Raw genomic sequence first — 19,412 nt, 5'->3', positions numbered from 1 at the left:
CACGACCGGCGAGGGAGTCTGCGATAGCTACAAGATCCTAACATACCATTGGAGGTTACTAGAAATGGCTTTGAAAAACAGCAAAAAGTTGTACGTCTGCGCGACCGCAATCGCCTTAACCCTTTCTTCGTGGTCCGGTGCCTTGGTATCGCCAGCAAACGCGGCGCAAGCGAATGCTTCGGATGCAAACGGCTTGCCAGCGAGCGTAAAGCCAACCCCATCTTCGCCTGCGCAACCGGGGCAGGTTTCGTTCACGGCCGCGGATGCGGATACGGCGATGAAGGCGTTCAACCAAACGTTCTGGGACAGCACGGCCAAATTCTTCTGGGCCAACTCGAACAAAGGCACGAGCTACCAAGGGTTCTGGGTAGAGGCGGAGCTGTGGGAAATGGTCATGGATGCGTATCAGAATACGTCCGACCCCGCGTTGAAAGCGACGCTGCGCCAGCAAATCGACGACGTCTTCGACGGAACCGTCGCCAGCTACGGGCCGGATTGGACGAATAACCATTTCAATGACGATATCATGTGGTGGGCGATGGCCAGCGCGCGCGCTTACGACATTACCAAAGAGCAGCGGTTTCTGGACAAGGCGAAATATTATTTCGATTTCGTCTACGACACGCAGTGGGACGACGACTTCGCGAACGGCGGCATCTGGTGGATGAACAGCGATCATTCGACCAAGAACGCCTGCATCAACTTCCCTGCCGCCGAAGCCGCCGTTTATCTATATAACGTCACGAAGGACGATCATTACCTAGACGCCGCGACCCGCATCTATCGCTGGGGCAAAACGGTGTTGACCGACGGAAACGGCAAAGTATTCGACCGGATCGAAGTGAAGAACGGCACCGCTCCGGACGCGACGCACTACAATCAAGGGACGTTCATCGGCGCGGCGGTAGGCTTGTACAATATTACCGGCAACAGCGTGTACCTGGACGATGCGGTGAAAGCGGCCTCCTTCACGGAAAGCCATCTGGTCGACGCGAACGGCGTACTGGGCTACGAAGGGCCAAACGGAGATCTTAAAGGCGGCAAGACGATCCTGCTCCGCAATCTGGCCTACCTGCAGCAAGCGCTCGAGCAAGATTCCCATGGCCATAACGCCGCGTTCGCCGACCAGTTCAATAACTGGCTGTCGTTCAATGCTAATTTGGCTTGGCATAACCGCAACGCGAACAATATCGTGGACGGCAACTGGGCGGGTCAGCTGGTCTCCGGCACGTATGAATCCTGGTCGTCCGCGGCAGCCGTAGAAGCGCTAACCGTCTTGCGGCCAGGCAGCGCGAATCTTCATGATACCGTGCGAAATCCTTATGTCAGAACCGAAGCGGAATCGTATGCGATCGGCAGCGGATTCGGCTTGGAAGGCAGCGGCGACGGCACGCTCCAATTGGGCGGCATCCAACCTGGCGGCTATGTCGCCATGAAGAACGTAGATTTCGGCTCCACGGGCGCAACCGGCTTCATTGCCAGAGTGTCGAGCGCGACGGGCGGCGGAAACATCGAAGTCCATCTCGATTCGCTGTCCGGTCCGAAAGCCGGTACGCTGAACGTGCAGGGAACGGGCAGCTGGAATACATTCACCGATGCGGGCACAGTCCTTCGGGACGATCAAGGACAACCGACTACGATTACGGGCGTTCACGATGTCTATCTCGTCTTCGCGCGGACGAACGACGACTACCTGTTTAATTTGAATTGGTTCAAATTCACGCAGACGGACCCGACCAAGACGGACGCTTACGCCAGGCTGCAAGGCATCAACGCCGACGAAGTGTCGGGGTTGACCAAGAACACGGGCGCCGGCATTCTGGACGGCGTGAAGAACAACGCCTATGCCCTGTACAAAGGGATTGACTTCGGCACCGGTGCGGCAGCCGGCATTACGGCGCATATCGCCAGCGGCAATCAAGGCGGATCGATCGAAGTGAAACTGGACAGCCTGAGCGGTCCTACGGCAGGCTCGATCGACGTTCCGGCGCTGAATAGTTGGGATAACTGGGTCGACATCATGGCGAATATCGATGATACGCTGGCAACCGGCGTCCATGACGTTTATCTTGTTTTCCACGGCAAAGACGGCTCGGATTATCCGAGCAACCTAGGCTGGTTCACCTTTACGACGGTGAAGGGTAAATCGCGCGATGCCTTCGGCAAGCTGGAGGCCGAGGACTTTACGGGCGGTACCGGCTTCGGAACGGAGAACGGCGGCGGGCAAACGTATCTGGCAGGCATCAACGCGGCGAATGCGCCTTATGCCATGTACAACTATATTGATTTCGGGACGACAAGCCCGACCCAATTCACGGTCAATGCGGCAAGCGACACGAGCGGCGGTTCGATCGAAGTCCGGCTCGACAGCATGAACGGCCCGATCGTCGCGACCGATCAGGCGCCGGGAACCGGCGGCTGGCAGAACTTCGCGGTCTCCTCGGCGCCCGTCACGACGCCGGTTACCGGCAAGCATATCGTGTTCCTTTTATTCAAAGGCACTGACTACCTCTATAATGTAGATAAATTTACGTTCGGCGATCCGGCCGTCTTCACGGCCCCGGAAATCCCGCCGGTGACGGCACCGGACAGCGTGCCTCCGGGCGAAGTCGAGAACGTGCAGGTCATTCGCGATAACGGCTCCATCCAGCTGTATTGGGACGGCCCTTATGACATTGACGCGCAGAAAGTCGTGCTGAAGCCGGTGAGAAACGGACAGCCTGCTGGCGATGTATTGACGATCGGCAAAGGCATTCAAGGCGCTTTGTTAACCGGCCTTGGCGGGGATACCTCGAACCTCGCGATCGGCATTCAAGCGGTGGATGCATCGGGGAACGTATCGAAAGGCATGACCGTCAACCTGGCGGATTACCCTGCCTATACGCTGACGGCAGACGGCAAAACGCTGCAAGCCGGCGCCTCGATCGGAGATGATGCGCAGCTTCAATTCAAGGTGAAGGATAAGGCGGCATCCATCCAATCTGCCGGGATCGTGATCGACGGCACGACGTATGCCATTGCAGCCCCTGGCAAACAAAGCGTGGATATCGATTTGGCCGGCAATCTAGGCGCCAAGTCCGCCGTGATCACGATCGCGGACGCAGCCGGCAATCGCCTTCAGCAAACCGTAACGTTCAACGTCAGCGCCAGCATCCATTCGATGCAGCAGCTGCTCGACCGTTACAAACGCGCGGGGCAGCTGCGCGGGCCGCTGGTCCCGCAGCTGAACAACGATTTAGCGCAGGCGCAGCACCAGCTTGACGGCGGCAAAAAACCGCAGGCTGTCAAGGCGCTGCAGGATTTCGTGAAGCACTTGAATAACCAAGCCTTAAGCGGCTCGGTAGACAAGCAGGCAAAAGCTGTGCTGAATACGGATGCGGCTGCTGTTATCAAGTCGCTGCAATAATGAAGATGAAGACTCAGGAATCGCCTCTTAGGCGGTTGCTGAGTTTTCTTCGTTGTGGCCGCCAAGCATCGAATTGGCGCCATATGGCCGAAGTAGCGGATCAAGTGGCCGCGTATGGTAACTGCGCTCAGGTTCCCGCGGGGAGCGCCGGGAGCGCGGGTCCCGCGGGGTTCGCGGACTCAGATACTAAATAATACTAGCTGAACAGTGACGAAGCATCGTCTCTCCCTCCGCGAATCCGCTTGACGGCATTTCACCATCTCGCTTATCCTTGGACTGAACAAGGTGCTTATACGATTGTGAAACCGCTATCATCGATCAACTAAGACGATTCTCTATCTCTTGGCAATGGCCGACTATAGGAGGGAATGAATGATGCTGGATCAACGCAATTTGCCGGACATGCTGCTGACATTGGACGGCGAACGGATCGAGACGGCCGATCGCTGGCTGCAGCGCCGGCGGCCCGAGATTCTGGACTTGTTCCGCGAACACGTATACGGACGGGAAACCGTCGGACGTCCTTCGACCTTAGAATTCGATACGAAAGTCACGCCAAACATGCTTGGCGGCATCGCAGTCCGCAAGCAAGTGGACATTCGCTATGAAGGCGCGGGAGGAACGGGCAAGATCCGCTTGCTGATGTTCCTCCCGGACAACGGCCAGGAGCCTTGCCCGGCTTTCCTGCTTCTCAATAATCGAGGCGCGGCCCATATGGATCCGGAGCAGCAAGCTCCCTCCCCATTCTGGCCGGCGGAGCAAATCGTCGCTCGCGGCTATGCGGCGGTCGTCCTTGACGTCGAAGACGCAGATCCGGATTTCCACGATGGCTTCCGAAACGGCGTGCACGGCATTTTCGATCCGTCCACGGGCGAGCGTCCCGCGAACGCCTGGGGAACGATCGCAGCTTGGGCATGGTCCGCGAGCCGCGCAATGGATTATCTGGAAACGGATCCAGACATCGATGCCGCACGCGTTGCGGTCGTCGGTCATTCCCGCGGGGGCAAAGCCGCATTATGGGCAGGCGCCGTTGACGAACGCTTCGCGCTCGTCGTCAGCAACAATTCCGGCTGTACGGGCGCTGCGCTCTCCCGCGGCAAGAAGGGGGAAACGATACGGAATATTAACGATCAGTTTCCGCACTGGTTCAACGGAACCTACAAAACGTACAACGACCGGGAAGAGCATCTCCCCGTCGACCAGCATATGCTGCTCTCCCTCATCGCCCCGCGCCCGCTATACGTGGCAAGCGCTACGAATGACGAATGGGCCGATCCGCGTTCGGAGTTTCAGTCGCTCGTTCATGCCACTGCCGCATACCGGCTGTTCGGTTGCAAGGATTTAACGGAGATGAACTTCCCTCATCCTGAGGAACCTCTCCTGCGCGAGCGAATGGGCTACCACCTGCGAAGCGGGGAGCATGATTTGAAGCCGTACGATTGGGACAGGTTCATGGATTTTGCGGATCAAAATATCTAGACAGAAATGACCCGCAAGGCAGGCACTCTTGTCAAGTGTCCGTCTTGCGGGTCATCGTTCGCTCTGGCGACATGGCTCTACACCGAACCTACTATTGCCGGTTTTATCGTCTACTTTGATAGGTTAACATCGCGTTTGATAATAAACGCAGGGTGCGTCACATACTCCATGTAATTGACCGCTCCGTTAAAATCCAAATAAGCCTGATAACGAGCGCGCAGAGCGGGATGCGAAATGAAATCAAGCACGCGGTCTTTCGCCACCCAGCGGCTATCGGTCGTTTCGTCCGTAACCTCTACCAGCTCCCCGCCCACGGGTTTGCATACGAATTCGAAGATCACCTGCGTCGGAACATCCGTCACGCCGTCATACCATTTGAAAATCCCCGTATTCGAGCAGACGCCGACCAAGTAACCGACGGTGACGTCAATGCCGCTTTCCTCTTTGATCTCACGAACGACAGCATCGATCAGATTCTCTCCAACCTCCACTTGCCCGCCGGGACAAACCCAACCGCCGTCACGCGTTTTCACTAACAGAATATTGCCTTGACCGTCTTCCACGTACCCGCCCGCCGATACGATATGCGTTGGAAATGGCATGTTTGCGCGACCTCCTTATGGAATTGTCTGTCTATTTATTCCATTGGCTGCGGCCGCTTTCCTGCTTCGCTATTCAGTAAACATAGGCACTCCTGCGCCTTAACTCCTCCATACCACCCGAGCTAAAGAATCGTACCAACCTTATTGCTGGATTTTGCGGCCGATTTGGATTCTAACGAATCCTACACACCTTATTCAACTTCATTGCACTGATTTCAGCTAGTTTTTGCATGATTTCGCATCCATAAGCTTTTCTGGGTTCGTTAGATTTCGAATGGGCGTCAAAACTTCCAAATAACGCCTGCTCGATTCGTTACAGAAAAAGCCCACTTATATCGAATGCATGAATCACATGATATATACTAATTTCTGAAAGGCACGTCCTACCTGACATTGTCCGTCGTACAGGCAAAGGGAAGCCAAGGTGGACACGGAGTCATCTTCGAAAATCCGCTGCTTACGAACACGCTGCCGGCATCGGCTCAAGCGGACAGCGCCGCGCTGGCCACTGTCGGATTGGCGGGTTACAGCGACGACGACGACGTTCATTACGGCGGATGGGGATCGTCCCCTTTTGAGAAGAGCGACGGAACGCTCGTAGCACGCGGATACGGACTCGATGCGTACTACAGTTCCACGACTGACATGTACGGGAACTTCTTCATCGGCGACTATAATTACAATGCGCTCGAAACCAACGTATCCATCGATAATAAGTGGCGCACGGGGGACTTCGGAAAATCGATTATCGTGATTTATGCCGATGGCAAAACCATCTATAAACGCGAATTCTCGAACGCCACGCCGGTCCAACACGTACTCGCCCGTATTCCGTCCGGCACGAAATATCTGAAGATGCGGGTCGTGCAGAGCAGGGGAAGCAAAGGCAGCCATGCCGTTATTTTCGAAAATCCCGTACTGCTTAATAAACCCGTCTCGCCCATACTGAAGGCCTCCCAAGTAAAAGTCACGAAAAATAAGGGAAAAGCGGACACGGTATCGGTGAGCGGTCTTGGCAAAACGGATTCGTTTAATATCTATGACGCTAAAGGAAACCTGCTTGGCTTATCCTCCAAAGGCGCAACGACGCTTAGCATTAAGCAGGTTGGCACGAAAGCCGGCACGCTCTATGTGACGAGAACGCAAGACGGCATGCTGGAAAGCAGCAAGACGGCCGTTTCGTTCAAAGGCGAATAAACGGCCGATTAACGAGATCACTTATATCGTTCAATAAAAAACGGGGTATGCCCCAACGGAACACGCGCCTCGCTAGTTAAAATAAAACACCTCCAAAGTTATGCCCCCATGTCTAGAGACATGGCGGACAACTTCGGAGGTGTTTTTGCTTGGTCGGATTAGTCGGCTGCCTACGCCGCTAACCTATCGCTGTCCCATTCCTCACCGGTTCATCCGGCCTGAGCAGCACGACGTCGCCTTCTTCCGGGACGCCGCCCAAGACGAGCGCCTCGGATACGAATCCGGCGATCCGGCGCGGCGGAAAATTGACGACGGCGACGACTTGGCTCCCGACTAGTCCCTCCGCGTCGTATCGCTGCGTAATCTGCGCCGACGACCGCTTCACGCCGAGATCGCCGAAATCGATGGTTAATTTGATGGCCGGCTTGCGCGCTTCCGGGAACGGCTCCGCCTGAATAACGGTGCCGACGCGTATGTCCAATTGCATAAAATCTTCGATCGTTGCCATGTTTGCTCTCCCTTAATCACACGATATTCAAAGCAGCTATCTATCCAGTATCGCCAAAAACCCGCTCTACCGCAAGGAAGAGCAGGTGTAAGGGGCCGATACAAGCATCTGCACTAGCCGTTCCGCCTCGCCCTATTCAACTACAACGCACCAAAAAAAAGACCGCCGGCATCAAAGCCGGCAGCCTTCCCTTCGCTCATATCGCATCACATCGCGTTAAAGCGATTTCATTTCACCCGGAAACGGAAGTCCGCAGCCGCTGCACGAGGGATGACCCCGAATTCAGCCGTGATGGCTATCCGTTTTCTTGTACGCGGACGGGGATTGGCCCGTGTACTTCTTGAATTTGGCATGGAAGTAGTCGACATTCGCATAACCGACCTTTTCCGCCGCCTGTCGTACTTTCACGCCTTCGGACAGCAGTTGAATGGCCTTGGCGATCCGGACGCGATCCAGGTACGTATTGAAGGAATCGCCCGTATGGTTCTTGAACAGCTTCCCCAAGTAACCGCTGTTATAGCTGAACATCTCGGCCAGCGTTTCCAGCCTGAGCTGCTCCACGTAATGGCGCTCGATGTAATCCGTCATCCGCCGCACGATCGGCTGCGTACCGGAAGTGCCCAGCTGCTGCGGCAGCTCCTGCAAGCCGGCCTCCAGCTCCTTCATCAATGCGGGCAAATGCTGCTGCTTATAAGCCGCCGCGATTAATCCGTTATGCTCCTGCGCGGAGAATCCTTCATGGAGCGTATCGAGCTCCGCCAACACGAAGGTCAACAGCTGCGCGATCGACGTAGTTACGTACGCGCGCGAGCTGTTCCAGGCGGCGATCAATGATACTGCCCCCTCCAAGCTTGCGCTGATGCCCGAATCGTTCCCGGCATCGATGACCCGGCTGAGCCGTCGCGCAAGTCCCGCAAGGTCGGGCTCCGCCGGAATGCCTGTCCCTTGGCCGCCGTTCTTCATACTCGAACTCGAACTCGAACTCGAACTCGAACTCGAACTCGAACTCGAACATGACGAGGTCCCGGCCGCGGCGCCCGCTGCATCCTCGCCAAGATGCGCTGCATTCCCGTCTGCATCCGCGTCCGCTTCCGCTTGTGCGCATGCAGCCCGGCCGAGCAGCGCAGGCGGCCCGTCGTATATGCGGCCCGGCTCCAGCAAGAAGCGATGCCGCATCAGCTCGCGCGCCGCGACGAGCGAAGCGCGGACCGTTTCCACGTCCGACGCCTGAGTGCCGACCACGGCGGTGTAGCGATCCTCGCCGCCCGCTGCCTCCGCAAGCAGCTGCGCAGCAAGGCATCCGCCGCTCGCTTCTCCGCCGGCAGCCTTGCCTGCACTTGCACTTGCACCTGCACTTGCACCTGCGGATTCCGGCAGCAGCCAGCCGACGCCGGGCTTCGCGTCGATGACGACCCCCAAACCTTCGCGCTCGGCAGCCTCCGCCAGCCGCTGCCGGAAGCCGCTCTCGCTAATCGGCGCATCGTCGTCCTCTTCCAGCTCGACCAACAGCATACGGCAATTGACCGCACCAGCCTCCGGAGCATCCCTTCCGCTAATGAGCGCAGCAATATCGCACGCGTCTCCCGCCGAGCCGTCGAGCAGTCCCGCAAGCGCTTCCTCGCGGGCCCGTAACCCCCCGCCGCTCGCGGACTTCTCCGCGTTCAGCGAGGCGGCGATCCGCCGCGCGTAATCTTCCAGCTCTTCTTCGTTCACCGGCTTCAGCATATAACCTTCGATCCCGAAGCGAATGGCTTGCTGCGCGTAGGCAAAATCGGCATGGCCGCTTAAGATCAGCACCCGGCAGCGGCTGTCGCTGCGGCGAATTTCTTCGAGCAGCTCCAGACCGTTCTTCCGCGGCATCCGAATATCGATCAGCATCAGATCGGGAGCCAGCTCCCCGTGCAGCCGCAAGCCTTCTTCCCCGTTCCGCGCCGTCCCCGCGACGCGAAACCCGATGTCTTCCCAATCGATCAGCGAAGCCATTCCCTCGCGTATCGCCGGCTCGTCATCCACGATGACTAAAGTATACATGGTCGTTCCCCTCCTCGCCGGGCAGCCGGAACGTAATGCTCGTTCCTTCGTTTTCCCGGCTCTCGATCTTCAGTCCGCTATCCTCTCCGAATGTCAGCTTCAACCGCTGATGAACATTGCGCAGCCCGATCCGATGCTGCTTCTCCTCGTCCGTGTCGTCGAGCGAACGCCTTACTTCCTCCAGCCGTTCCGCGCTCATGCCGATGCCGTTATCTTCGACCGCGACCTGCAGCGTCCCGTCCTCCAGCCGCTGCGTCGTTATCCCGATCCGGCCGCCTTCTCCTGCCTCTTCCAGTCCATGCACGACCGCATTTTCCACCAGGGGCTGGATGATTAGCGGCGGAATGAGCGCGCTCTGCGCCCCTTCGTCCAGCTCCATGCTGAACGTCAACCGATCGCCTCCGTAACGGAATTGCTGAATCTCCAAGTAATACCGCACGATCTCCAGCTCCTGGCCCAGCGGTATGCTGCGCGAGCCAATTTCAATATTATTGCGGATTAGCCTGCCGAGCATGCGGACAACGGACGCGATATCCTTTTCCCCCTTCATGTGGATCCGCATGCGGATCGATTCAAGGGCATTGAACAGGAAATGCGGGTTGATCTGGCTGGCCATCATCTTCAGCTTAATATCCTTCTGCGCCAGCTCCAGCTGCGACTGCCTGCGGTTCGAGTCTTCTACTTCCTCCAACAGCCTGCGAATATTCGCGAGCATCGTATTGAATTGCCTGGACAGCAGGGCGATTTCGTCATTCCCCCGAATGTCCGATACCACCGTCAAATCCCCTTTGCCCGCGCGGCTCAAGTTCCGGTACAGCGTCAGCGTCCGCTTCGTCAACACCGAAGACATGAAATAAATAAGCACGAGGGCGATGACCATGCTCACGAGCAGCACCGTAAACCCGAGCTGCGCAACCCGATTCGCCCCGCCGACGATCGTTTCGACCGCGAACAGCGAGACGATTCGGAGCCCCGTCTCGCTCGAATGCGGCATCAAATCTTCAATGACGACCTGATACTGCTTGCCTTCGAAGCTCATCCGGTACGTGCCCTGCCCTTTGTGGGCCAGGTCGGGAAAATTCAGCCAGGACAAATTCCTCCCGATCCAGCTTCTGTCCTTGGCCGCTACGATGTTGTTCCCCGAATCGAGAATCATCGTATCGTAAGGCTCCTGGCTCAGCATCGTATTGAACAACTGCTGGTTGACGTCGATGACGAGCACGCCGGCAGTCTTGTATTCGGGGAAATTGATCCGCCGCACCAAGCTGAGCGACCGTTCGCCCTGCTTCGTCTCGTTGGACATCAAGCGCCAATTAATCTGCTCGCTGTCGTTGACGCTGCGGTACCAGTCGGTTTGCCGGATTTCCGGCGTCGCATGCAGAAAATCCCAATTCTCCAACAGCGTCTCGTTCGTCGTATAGAACCGGATCCCGTCGATCTCGCGGTACAGCTGCACCGCGTTCTTGAAGCTGTTGAATTCCCAGAGCGCCTGCACGGATTCGAACACGGTGTCGTACCGCGTGTTGACGAGATTTTTCAAAGACGTGCTTATGAGATAATCGTCCGACAGATCGAGCGGAATGCGCAAAATATCCGATGTCTGCGTCCGGATCTTGTCCACGTTGTTGGTCGTCTGCTTCGTCGCCTGCTCGAGCACGTTATTGCGGTACGCGGCCGTAAGGAAAATACCGACGAACAGCACCGGGATCAGAACGACGATAAAAAAAGCAAAAAACAACTGATTTTTCAACCGCAAATTGTTGAAGCTGAACCTGCTTGCCAATCGGCTCGCCGCCTTCCGCATTGCCCCGGCCTTCTCTCTGCTAATCTCGTCCCGCGAGAACGGCAGAAACAGTCTGCCCGCATGGCGGAACAGACTGTTCTATTGGTTTACCGCTTGTTTGCCCCCGGCGTTCCCGTTTCCGGGTCCCCCGGGCTCAGTAGGTCAAACGGTTCGCGCTTTCCTTAACCTTGCCATTGCTTGACGCGGTCCTGGATTGCTTTGGTGTACATTTGCTCCATTTTTTTCGTGCCGACATCATCCAGCTGCTTCAGCATGTTGTCGTACACCTTGTCGAAATCGGCCGGTTTCGCGAGGACCGCTTCCGGAATCTTCTTCCAGATAATGTCTTCGGCCTTCTTGAAGATGACGCTGTAATCGGAATCCGTCGGAGCCGGCGTATTCCATGCTGCGCCGTAAGCACGCACTTTAAACTCGCTCTCTTTCGGGAACAGGTCTTTCCACGTCGTCGCGCTGTACGCTTTCAGCGTATCTTTCTCCGCTTGCGTGTAGCCGGCTACGATTTGATCCGGGAAGTTCGTCGTATAATAGCTGCCTGTCGAATCTTTCACGCCGTCGCCGTAGTGCGCGCTGAAAATATTGTATAAGCCGATGCCCGTTTCTTTCGTGAATGCGGAGTTGTCTTCCGTCTTGCGCTTCTGCACGTCGGCCGGAATGGTGCGGATACCGTTCTCGATCGAGTAATCCGTGCCTTCAATGCCCCAGTTGCGAAGCACTTGGCCTTCGTCGGAAGCCAGATAGTCCAGGAATTTGATCGCGCGGACCGGATCTTTACAGGACGTCGTAATGCCAATGCCCCAGCCAGCCATGAATCCCGTAGGCGCGAAGGAATGATCCTTGTAATCCGCGGACAGCGTTACAGGCAAGTGAGCGTACGTGTATGCGCCGTTGTCTTTGGTCTTGAGCGAATTCTCCGCGTCGGAGTAGCCCCACTCCTGGTCGATCAGACCGAGTACGCGGCCGCTGGCGATCTTCGATTTGTACTGGTCGCTCTTCTGTACGAACGCTTCTTTATCCAGCAAGCCTTCGTTGAACAATTTGTTCATCCAGCGGAAATATTCGCGCTCTTCCGGACGTTTGATATGAAGGGAAGCTTCATACGTATCCTGGTTAATATAGTATTCACCGTCATCCGGCAGGCCAGTCGCTTCAAATGCCGGATTCGTGCCGGTGATCATGATGCGCCAATCGTCGGTGTCCAGCGTCAGCGGAATCGTCGGCTTGCCGTCCGTCGTCGGGTTTTTGGCAACGTAATCTTTAAGCGCTTTCTCGTAATCGTCAAGCGTATTGATTTTCGGATAGCCCAGCTCTTTCAGCACGCGCTGCTGCAGCTCGAAGCCGCCGCCGGCGTCGAAATACGTCGTGTCTACCGCGTCATTCGATGGAAGTACATAGATCGATTGATCGTCGTTGCTGTATTTCAGGCGCTGCATGTAGTCGCCGTATACTTTCTTCAAGTTCGGCGCGTATTTGTTGATCAGGTCGGTCAAATCGATCATCGCGCCGGCGTCGACGAGCTTGTCGATGTCGCCTTTGGCGAACACGAGATCCGGGTACTCGCCGCTTGCCGCCATCAGCGAGATTTTATCTGTGCCGCCGCCCGTAACCGCATACTCGGCTTTGATCGTAACGCCGGTTTTCTTCGTGATTTCTTTGCCGATTTCGTCCTGCATATTGTTCCAGTTCGGGCTTGCATCCGCGCCGAAGAACGAGAAGGTTACCGGCTTGGTGCTCTCTTGATTGTTACCGGCAGCGGCATTATTGGCCGTGCCTGCACCTGCATTGCTCGTGTTATTCGCGTTGTTGGCGCTGCTTCCGCAGCCTGCGGTGATGACAATCGTGCCGGCCAGGATTAGCGCGGCTGCTGTGCGTGGCTTTCTCATCTGTGATCGTTTCAAGATAATTGCCTCCCATAATATGATCGTGAATTCCCCTTGCGCTCATACGAGATCTCTATTTAGAACGAGCCTGCAGCCCGGCTAAATCATGCCAATAGGAACAGCTTTCGTGCCGGCCCTTCCGGGAAGGACCTGTTCTAGCAAATTAGGTAATTAAGACTTGACGGCGCCAAGCGTCATGCCGCCTACGAAATAACGCTGCAAGAACGGGTATACGACAAGAATCGGAACGGTAACGACCATCGTGATGGCCATCTTGATGGATTCCGGCGAGACTTGATTCATCAAGTCGGCCATGTCATTGGTGCCGCCCCGCATCGACGATCCGCCTTGCTGCGTGCTCTGCAGCACCTTCATGAGCTCGTATTGCAGCGTCGTCCACTGCGTAGAGCCGTTATACAAGTACGTATCGAACCAGGAGTTCCATTGTCCGACCGCCAGGAAGAGCGCGATCGTAGCAAGCGCCGGCTTGCACAGCGGCAGAATGACTTTCCAGTATATCGTAAAGTCGTTGGCGCCATCCAGTTTGGCCGATTCCTGCAGCGCGTACGGCAAGCCGTCGATGAACGAGCGGATGACGAACACATTGAAGGCGCCGACCATGCCAGGCAGTACGTACACGTAGAAAGTACCGATCATGTGCAGGTCCCGCATCAGGATGTAGACGGGAATCAAACCGCCGGAGAAATACATCGTCAGCGCCAGGAATACCGAGACGAACCGGCGTGCCTGGAAGTCCGGCCGGCTGAGCGTGAAGGCCAGCATGGAGGCGCTAATTAAGCCAAGCAGCGTGCCGACGACCGTCCGCAGGGCCGACACTTTCAAGCCTTGCACCAGCCCGCTGTAATTCATGATGACTTTATAGTTCTGAAGCGAGAACTGCCTTGGCCAAATTTGAATGCCGCCCCGCACCGTATCCGAGGAATCGTTCAGCGAGATCGCCAGCACGTTCAGGAACGGATACAGCGTGACCGACAGCAGCAGCAGCATGATAATGATATTGATGACATCGAACGTCTTTTCGCCTCGGGTGGCGTTGAAAGCTCGGTTCATTGTGCGATTGCCTCCCTACATGATGCTTTCTTTGGTCACGCGCTTGAGCGTGCCGTTCGCGATGAACAGCAGCAGAATGCTGACCACGGAATTGAAGATGCCGATTGCCGTACCGAAGGAGAATCTCGCCATGCCGAGACCGTAATTAAGCGCATACAAGTCCAGCACCTCGGAGTAATCTTTGACCAAATTGTTGCCGAGCAGGAACTGCTTCTCGAAGCCGATTCCGATCAGATGGCCGATCGACATGATGAGCAGCACCGAGATCGTCGTCCGGATACCCGGCAAAGTGATATGCCACATTTGCTTGAAACGGTTCGCTCCGTCGACGCGGGATGCTTCGTACAGTTCGGGATCGATGCCGGTAATGGCGGCCAGATAGATGATGGCGTTCCAGCCCATTTCCTTCCACAGGTCCGACCCGGTCACGATGCCCCAGAACAGGTTCCCCTTCGCCATGAACTGGATCGGCTCATGAATGATGTGCAGCCACACCAGCAGGTTGTTGATCGCTCCGCCGTCGGTGGAGAGCATTTTGGAAATGATGCCGGCCACGACCACCCAAGATACGAAGTGAGGCAGATAGGAAACCGTCTGCACGGTACGTTTGAAAAACTTGCCTTTGAGGTCGTTCAGCAGCACCGCGAACACGATCGGTACGATAAACCCGGCAACGAGACCCATGATGCTCATCGCCAGCGTATTGCGCATGACGAGGTAAAACCGCTCGTCCGTGAACAGTTCATGAAAATGCTTGAACCCGACCCACTTCTGTTCGCCGAAGCTCTTGCCCGGCTTGAAATCTTGAAAGGCCATCGTCCAGCCCCACAAAGGCAGGTAACTGAATACGAACACCCAGATAACGAAAGGAATAGACATAAAGTACAAATACCGCTGTGATTTCATGACTTTCAAAAACCGGGTAAATCCGCCGCGAGCCGCTCGTTTCTCCGCGCCCAGTTTCAGCGAGCCCTGTTTTTCTGATAGCGTTTCCATCGTTAACCTCCTTCATTCGCACGGGTCTCGCCGCATGCTGCGCCGCCCAAGCTCCGTTCTTGCTGTACATTCATGTTAACGGATTCATAAAAATCATCCTACCAGTCAAATCAGACCAGTAATCATGTCAAAATCGGAGATTTGTGAAAGCGCACTCATGCAAATTACAATGTTCCGATTCGTTTGCGGGATCCGATCATTTTTTTGGCAGATTTAATCATGGCAGAAGGACCGGTCAGGTGTTGCCCTTCCGGTCCTTTGGTTTTGTAGGGAATGGGGAATTGCCATGGTGATGGCTGGCGATTTCGTCGATGAGCCGCGTTAGCGCCGGGGTCGCGGGGACCGCGTTAGCGCCGGGGTCGATGAGCCGCGTTAGCGGCGGTTAATGTAACGAATCCTACAAACCTTATTCATGTCTAAATCGGCTATTTATAAATCTAATGAATCTGACGCACGCTATTTATCGCGATATGTCCGTTTTCAGCCTGTTTTTGCTCATCTTTGCATGCATAAGCATTGCTGGATTCGTTAGCTATAGAAAATACGCCAAAACGTGAAATTAGCACCTCCTGGATTCGTTAGAAACTCTATCTCACTCGCATCGAGCGCAGATCCTTGCCGCATCAACTGGCAGCGATTCCAACTTGCTGAGCGAGTTGTTCACTCTTGCTACTATGTAGTCGCGATTGCCTTTTCACGCAGTGAGAAGGACGTCATTCGCCCAGCCCCGCATATCACCAGCAAGTACTCTGGGCAGCGCCTCCCGCTCCTGCAGTCCAAGCCGCTCCCTGCGGAAGCACAAGCTCCACGTGTACCGTTGTCCAAGCTTGCAAACCGCGGGCGGTTCGCGGAATCGGACAAGCTTCTCTTAGTCAGTCCGTCTCGACGGTCCAAATGGTCAACGATATGAAAGAAACGGCGCGCAATAGAATCATCGCCGCAAAATAGCGAAGCTCGACTCCAGGCAGCAAGCCTTCCACCGCATCCATACCTCAAAACAAAAAAACGCGGCGAGATCACCCGCCGCGTTCTGCCTATTACTTTTCGTTCAACGTCACCGTAAACTCCGAAGCTCCCGCTGCCGGCGTAATCCGGACGCCTTGCTCCGTCTGCTCGGCTGTCGCGTTCTCGGACGCCGCCGAAGCAATGCCGCGAAGCAGCAGCGACCATGGCTTGCTTGCGCCTTCAGCCGATACGCGCAGCTCGTTTCCGTGGCGAATGACGCGTACCGTCAGCACGGCTTCGCCGGTAGTCGCAGGGACGACCGCTTGAGCAGCTGCTCCGTCTGCGAGTTCGAAGGCGTGCAGCACTACGCCGTCCGCATAATCGTAATCCGGATGCTGTTCGTTCGCGCCGACCGCGATCAGGCTGTTCGGACGGGCAAGGACCGGCAGGCTGAAGTAGTCGTGCTGTTCTCTTACCCAGCCGCCGTCATAGGTGCGGCCCGTTTGAAAATCCGTCCAACGGCCTTCGCCCTGCGGCACGTAATAGTGCGCTTCGCCGGCGTCGTTGAAGATCGGAGCCACGAGCAGCGAGTCGCCGAGCATGTACTGCCGGTCGAGGAAATCGCAGGTCGGATCGTTCGCGAATTCCAGTACCATGGCCCGCATCGCCGGATAGCCTTGCTCCGCCGCTTGGACGGCCGCGCCGAACATGTACGGCATAAGCGTCGCCTTCAGTTTGGTGAAGTGACGAAGCACGTCGACCGCTTCTTCGTCGAACTGCCATGGCACCCGGTACGACGAGTTGCCGTGAAGCCGGCTATGGGTCGACAGCATGCCGAAAGCCGTCCAGCGCTTGTACAGATCCGGCGTTGCCGTGCTCTCGAAGCCGGAGATATCGTGACTCCAGAAGCCGAAGCCCGATGCCGTCAGCGACAGTCCGCCGCGCAGCGACTCCGCCATGGACGGATAGTTGGCCGAGCAGTCGCCGCCCCAGTGAACCGGGAACTTCTGGCCGCCGGCAGTCGCGGAACGGGCGAACAATGCCGCTTCGCCTTTGCCGAGCTTGCGTTCCAGCACCTCGAACACGGCTTGGTTGTACTGCTGGGTATAGTAATTGTGCATTTTGAACGGATCGGAGCCGTCATGGTACACCACGTCGGTCGGGATGCGCTCGCCGAAGTCTGTTTTGAAGCTGTCCACGCCCATATCGACCAGCTCTTCCAGCTTGCCTTGGAACCAGCCGACGGCCGCGGGATTCGTGAAATCGACGAGCGCCATGCCGGCTTGCCACATATCCCATTGCCAGACGTCATCCTTATTCCGCATCAAGAGATAGCCGTTCTCCATGCCTTCGTCGAACAGGTATGATTTCTGCGCGATGTACGGGTTGATCCAGACGCAGACTTTAAGCCCTTTTTCCTTCAGACGGGTCAGCATGCCCTTCGGATCGGGGAATACGGCCGGATCCCATTTGAGATCGGTCCACTGGTATTCCTTCATCCAGAAGCAGTCGAAATGGAATACGTGCAGCGGAAGATCCCGCTCCGCCATGCCGTCGATGAAGCTGTTGACGGTCGCTTCGTCGTAGCTCGTCGTGAACGACGTCGTCAGCCAGAGACCGAACGACCAAGCCGGAGGAAGCGCCGGACGTCCTGTCAGCTTTGTATAGTTGGCGAGCACTTCCTTCGGATTCGCGCCGCCGATAATGAAGTAGTCGAGCGCTTGTCCCGGAACCGAGAATTGCACGCGGGAAACGTTCTCCGATGCGATCTCGAAGGAGACATGCTCCGGATGGTTAACGAATACGCCGTAGCTGCGGTTGGACAGGTAGAACGGAACGTTCTTATAAGCCTGCTCGCTGGAGGTGCCGCCGTCTTCGTTCCAAATATCCACGACCTGTCCGTTCTTGACGAACGGCGTGAAGCGCTCGCCCAAGCCGTAGACATATTCGCCCACGCCGAGGTCAAGCTGCTCGCGCATGTAGGCTTCGCCGGCATCCGTACCGATGATAGCCGGCCCCTTGTAGGCGCTGCTCGTCAGCGGGCGGCCGCCGTAGTTGAAGTTCGCGCGCCAGTCCGCGCCTTTCTTGAACGCTACGTTCAGCGCGCCGCTGGTCAACTGCCAGCCTGCTTCGTCTTCCGTCACGACCGGCGAGAATCCGGCATCGGCATCAAGCTGAAAATGCGGCCCTTTGCGCTTCGTGCCCTTGTGGTGAATATATTGCACGCGAATGACGTCCGGCATCGGCGAGCTGTACACCGCGGTGAACAGCGTCGCGTTCAGCGTATCGCCCTTTGTCTTGACATGCTTCATGGCAGCGTAAACGGTCAGCTCGCCTGCGCCAACTTCCACGTCGCGGATTTCGACCGGATTTTGCAGCTGAACGCCTTTGCGGACGCCCCAGTAACCATCGGTAAATTTCATATGTTTTGCCTCCTAATTGTTATACGAGAATGCGGTTTCATCATCTACATCTAATAATATTGATAACCGGGGCAAATTTCTTATAAAATATTGATATATAATCGCACTATTTTGATAACCGGAGGGAGAACGCGTTGGATCGTCATACACTGAAGGAAAACCGCATCCATGGACTTCCAGCCTATCCCTTGTCCGTCTACGAGGTCGATCTGCCGGGACACCAGTCGAGCGTGGACTGCCATTGGCATGACGAGTGGGAGTGGATGCTCGTGACGGCCGGGCGCGGTCTGTTCCAAATCGGCGCCCATACCTATGAAGCGACCGCCGGGCAGACGCTGTTCATTCGCAGCGGCGAGCTGCACGCCGTCTACCGGATCGACGAAGAACCTTGCCGCTTCACCGCCATCGTCTTCGACGCCGAGCTGCTCGCCGGCTCCCGCTTCGACGTCATCCAAGAGCGCTATCTCGATCCGCTCCTCAAGAAGCGCCTCGAGCCTCCCCCGCTGCTCGCGGGAGACGAACCGTGGGAACGCGAGACGCGGGAGCTGCTGGACCGGGTGCTGCGGCTGAACGATGATCGTCAGGACGGTTACGAGCTCGATACCAAAGCGCTGCTGCTTATGGCGGCAGGCCGCTTATCGCTGCATGCCAAGGCACCGCTGACGTCCGGCCGGCCCGACGGCGACCATGCCAAGACGGAACGGCTGAAGACCGCGTTGAACGCCATTCACGAGCATTATGCGTCCAAGCTGACGTTGGGCTGGCTGTCGTCCGAGGCCGGGATGAGCGAAGGACATTTTTGCCGATTTTTCAAAAGCATGGTCCGCAAAAGCCCCACGGAATATATTAACGGCTACCGTGTCCGGATTGCCGCCAAGCTGCTCGAGAACGAGGACCGCAACGTGTCGGAGGTCGCGCTGGACGTCGGTTTCGAGAACCCGAGCTATTTCATCCGCGTCTTCAAGCAGCATCAGGGCTGCACCCCTGCGGCGTATAAGAAAATGATCGCGGGTCAGGCGTGAATGGCAGCTGCATAAGATGGAGCGGCAATCGGTGCGTTCTCCCCCAAAGCC

At 56.5% G+C, this 19,412-nt stretch carries 12 protein-coding genes; 4 read left to right on the top strand and 8 right to left on the bottom strand.

The features are described 5' to 3' along the window. Positions 1–64 precede the first annotated feature (64 nt). Positions 65–3,406, top strand: a complete 3,342-nt coding sequence (locus GZH47_RS25790) for a carbohydrate-binding protein (RefSeq protein WP_162643868.1) — start codon at positions 65–67, stop codon at positions 3,404–3,406. Between the two features lie 372 nt (positions 3,407–3,778). Then, positions 3,779–4,885, top strand: a complete 1,107-nt coding sequence (locus tag GZH47_RS25785; protein WP_225446217.1) for an alpha/beta hydrolase family protein — start codon at positions 3,779–3,781, stop codon at positions 4,883–4,885. A 110-nt stretch (positions 4,886–4,995) separates the two neighbouring features. On the opposite strand, the gene GZH47_RS25780 is transcribed toward GZH47_RS25785, so the two are convergent. After that, positions 4,996–5,487, bottom strand: coding sequence for an NUDIX hydrolase (locus GZH47_RS25780; protein ID WP_162643867.1), 492 nt, complete (start codon positions 5,485–5,487; stop codon positions 4,996–4,998). 393 nt (positions 5,488–5,880) lie between these two features. On the opposite strand from GZH47_RS25780, the gene GZH47_RS25775 reads away from it, so the two are divergent. Further along, positions 5,881–6,684, top strand: a complete 804-nt coding sequence (locus tag GZH47_RS25775; RefSeq protein ID WP_162643866.1) for an NPCBM/NEW2 domain-containing protein — start codon at positions 5,881–5,883, stop codon at positions 6,682–6,684. Positions 6,685–6,862: 178 nt separating this feature from the next. On the opposite strand, the gene csaA is transcribed toward GZH47_RS25775, so the two are convergent. The 7 genes from csaA to yicI form a co-directional block, all read right to left on the bottom strand. Then, a complete protein-coding gene (gene csaA / locus GZH47_RS25770; protein ID WP_162643865.1) occupies positions 6,863–7,192 on the bottom strand; it encodes a chaperone CsaA in 330 nt (109 codons plus the stop codon). A 282-nt stretch (positions 7,193–7,474) separates the two neighbouring features. Then, the gene (locus tag GZH47_RS25765; protein WP_162643864.1) at positions 7,475–9,223 is read right to left on the bottom strand and encodes a response regulator transcription factor; all 1,749 of its coding nucleotides are present in this window, start codon (positions 9,221–9,223) and stop codon (positions 7,475–7,477) included. Then, a complete protein-coding gene (locus GZH47_RS25760; RefSeq protein WP_162643863.1) occupies positions 9,198–11,027 on the bottom strand; it encodes a sensor histidine kinase in 1,830 nt (609 codons plus the stop codon). Before GZH47_RS25760 ends, GZH47_RS25765 begins: the two co-directional genes overlap by 26 nt. 161 nt (positions 11,028–11,188) lie before the next feature. Next, positions 11,189–12,907 (bottom strand): ABC transporter substrate-binding protein, encoded by a 1,719-nt coding sequence (locus tag GZH47_RS25755; RefSeq protein ID WP_162645434.1) that lies wholly within the window; start codon positions 12,905–12,907, stop codon positions 11,189–11,191. Positions 12,908–13,075: 168 nt separating this feature from the next. Beyond that, on the bottom strand, positions 13,076–13,975 hold the full coding sequence (locus GZH47_RS25750; RefSeq protein WP_162643862.1) for a carbohydrate ABC transporter permease: 900 nt from the start codon (positions 13,973–13,975) through the stop codon (positions 13,076–13,078). 15 nt (positions 13,976–13,990) lie between these two features. After that, positions 13,991–14,971 (bottom strand): ABC transporter permease, encoded by a 981-nt coding sequence (locus tag GZH47_RS25745; RefSeq protein WP_162643861.1) that lies wholly within the window; start codon positions 14,969–14,971, stop codon positions 13,991–13,993. Between the two features lie 1,037 nt (positions 14,972–16,008). After that, positions 16,009–18,339: an alpha-xylosidase gene (gene yicI, locus GZH47_RS25740; RefSeq protein WP_162643860.1), complete on the bottom strand. Its 2,331-nt coding sequence runs from the start codon at positions 18,337–18,339 to the stop codon at positions 16,009–16,011. 134 nt (positions 18,340–18,473) lie between these two features. Here yicI and GZH47_RS25735 point away from each other — a divergent pair, with 134 nt between their 5' ends. Next, the gene (locus GZH47_RS25735) at positions 18,474–19,361 is read left to right on the top strand and encodes a helix-turn-helix domain-containing protein (RefSeq protein ID WP_162643859.1); all 888 of its coding nucleotides are present in this window, start codon (positions 18,474–18,476) and stop codon (positions 19,359–19,361) included. Positions 19,362–19,412 lie beyond the last annotated feature (51 nt).

It is taken from the genome of Paenibacillus rhizovicinus (assembly GCF_010365285.1).
GTDB classification, from domain to species: Bacteria; Bacillota; Bacilli; order Paenibacillales; family Paenibacillaceae; genus Paenibacillus_Z; species Paenibacillus_Z rhizovicinus.
Note: the sequence above shows the minus strand (reverse complement) of the source record. Positions and strands in the feature narration are given on the sequence as shown.

What these genes read in the sequence shown, in the direction of transcription:
- GZH47_RS25790 (WP_162643868.1), top strand. Translation starts at nt 65, where the DNA reads ATGGCTTTGAAAAACAGCAAAAAGTTGTACGTCTGCGCGACCGCAATC.
- csaA (WP_162643865.1), bottom strand. Translation starts at nt 7,192, where the DNA reads ATGGCAACGATCGAAGATTTTATGCAATTGGACATACGCGTCGGCACC.
- GZH47_RS25750 (WP_162643862.1), bottom strand. Translation starts at nt 13,975, where the DNA reads ATGAACCGAGCTTTCAACGCCACCCGAGGCGAAAAGACGTTCGATGTC.
- GZH47_RS25785 (WP_225446217.1), top strand. Translation starts at nt 3,779, where the DNA reads ATGATGCTGGATCAACGCAATTTGCCGGACATGCTGCTGACATTGGAC.
- GZH47_RS25780 (WP_162643867.1), bottom strand. Translation starts at nt 5,487, where the DNA reads ATGCCATTTCCAACGCATATCGTATCGGCGGGCGGGTACGTGGAAGAC.
- GZH47_RS25745 (WP_162643861.1), bottom strand. Translation starts at nt 14,971, where the DNA reads ATGGAAACGCTATCAGAAAAACAGGGCTCGCTGAAACTGGGCGCGGAG.
- yicI (WP_162643860.1), bottom strand. Translation starts at nt 18,339, where the DNA reads ATGAAATTTACCGATGGTTACTGGGGCGTCCGCAAAGGCGTTCAGCTG.
- GZH47_RS25765 (WP_162643864.1), bottom strand. Translation starts at nt 9,223, where the DNA reads ATGTATACTTTAGTCATCGTGGATGACGAGCCGGCGATACGCGAGGGA.
- GZH47_RS25760 (WP_162643863.1), bottom strand. Translation starts at nt 11,027, where the DNA reads ATGCGGAAGGCGGCGAGCCGATTGGCAAGCAGGTTCAGCTTCAACAAT.
- GZH47_RS25755 (WP_162645434.1), bottom strand. Translation starts at nt 12,907, where the DNA reads ATGAGAAAGCCACGCACAGCAGCCGCGCTAATCCTGGCCGGCACGATT.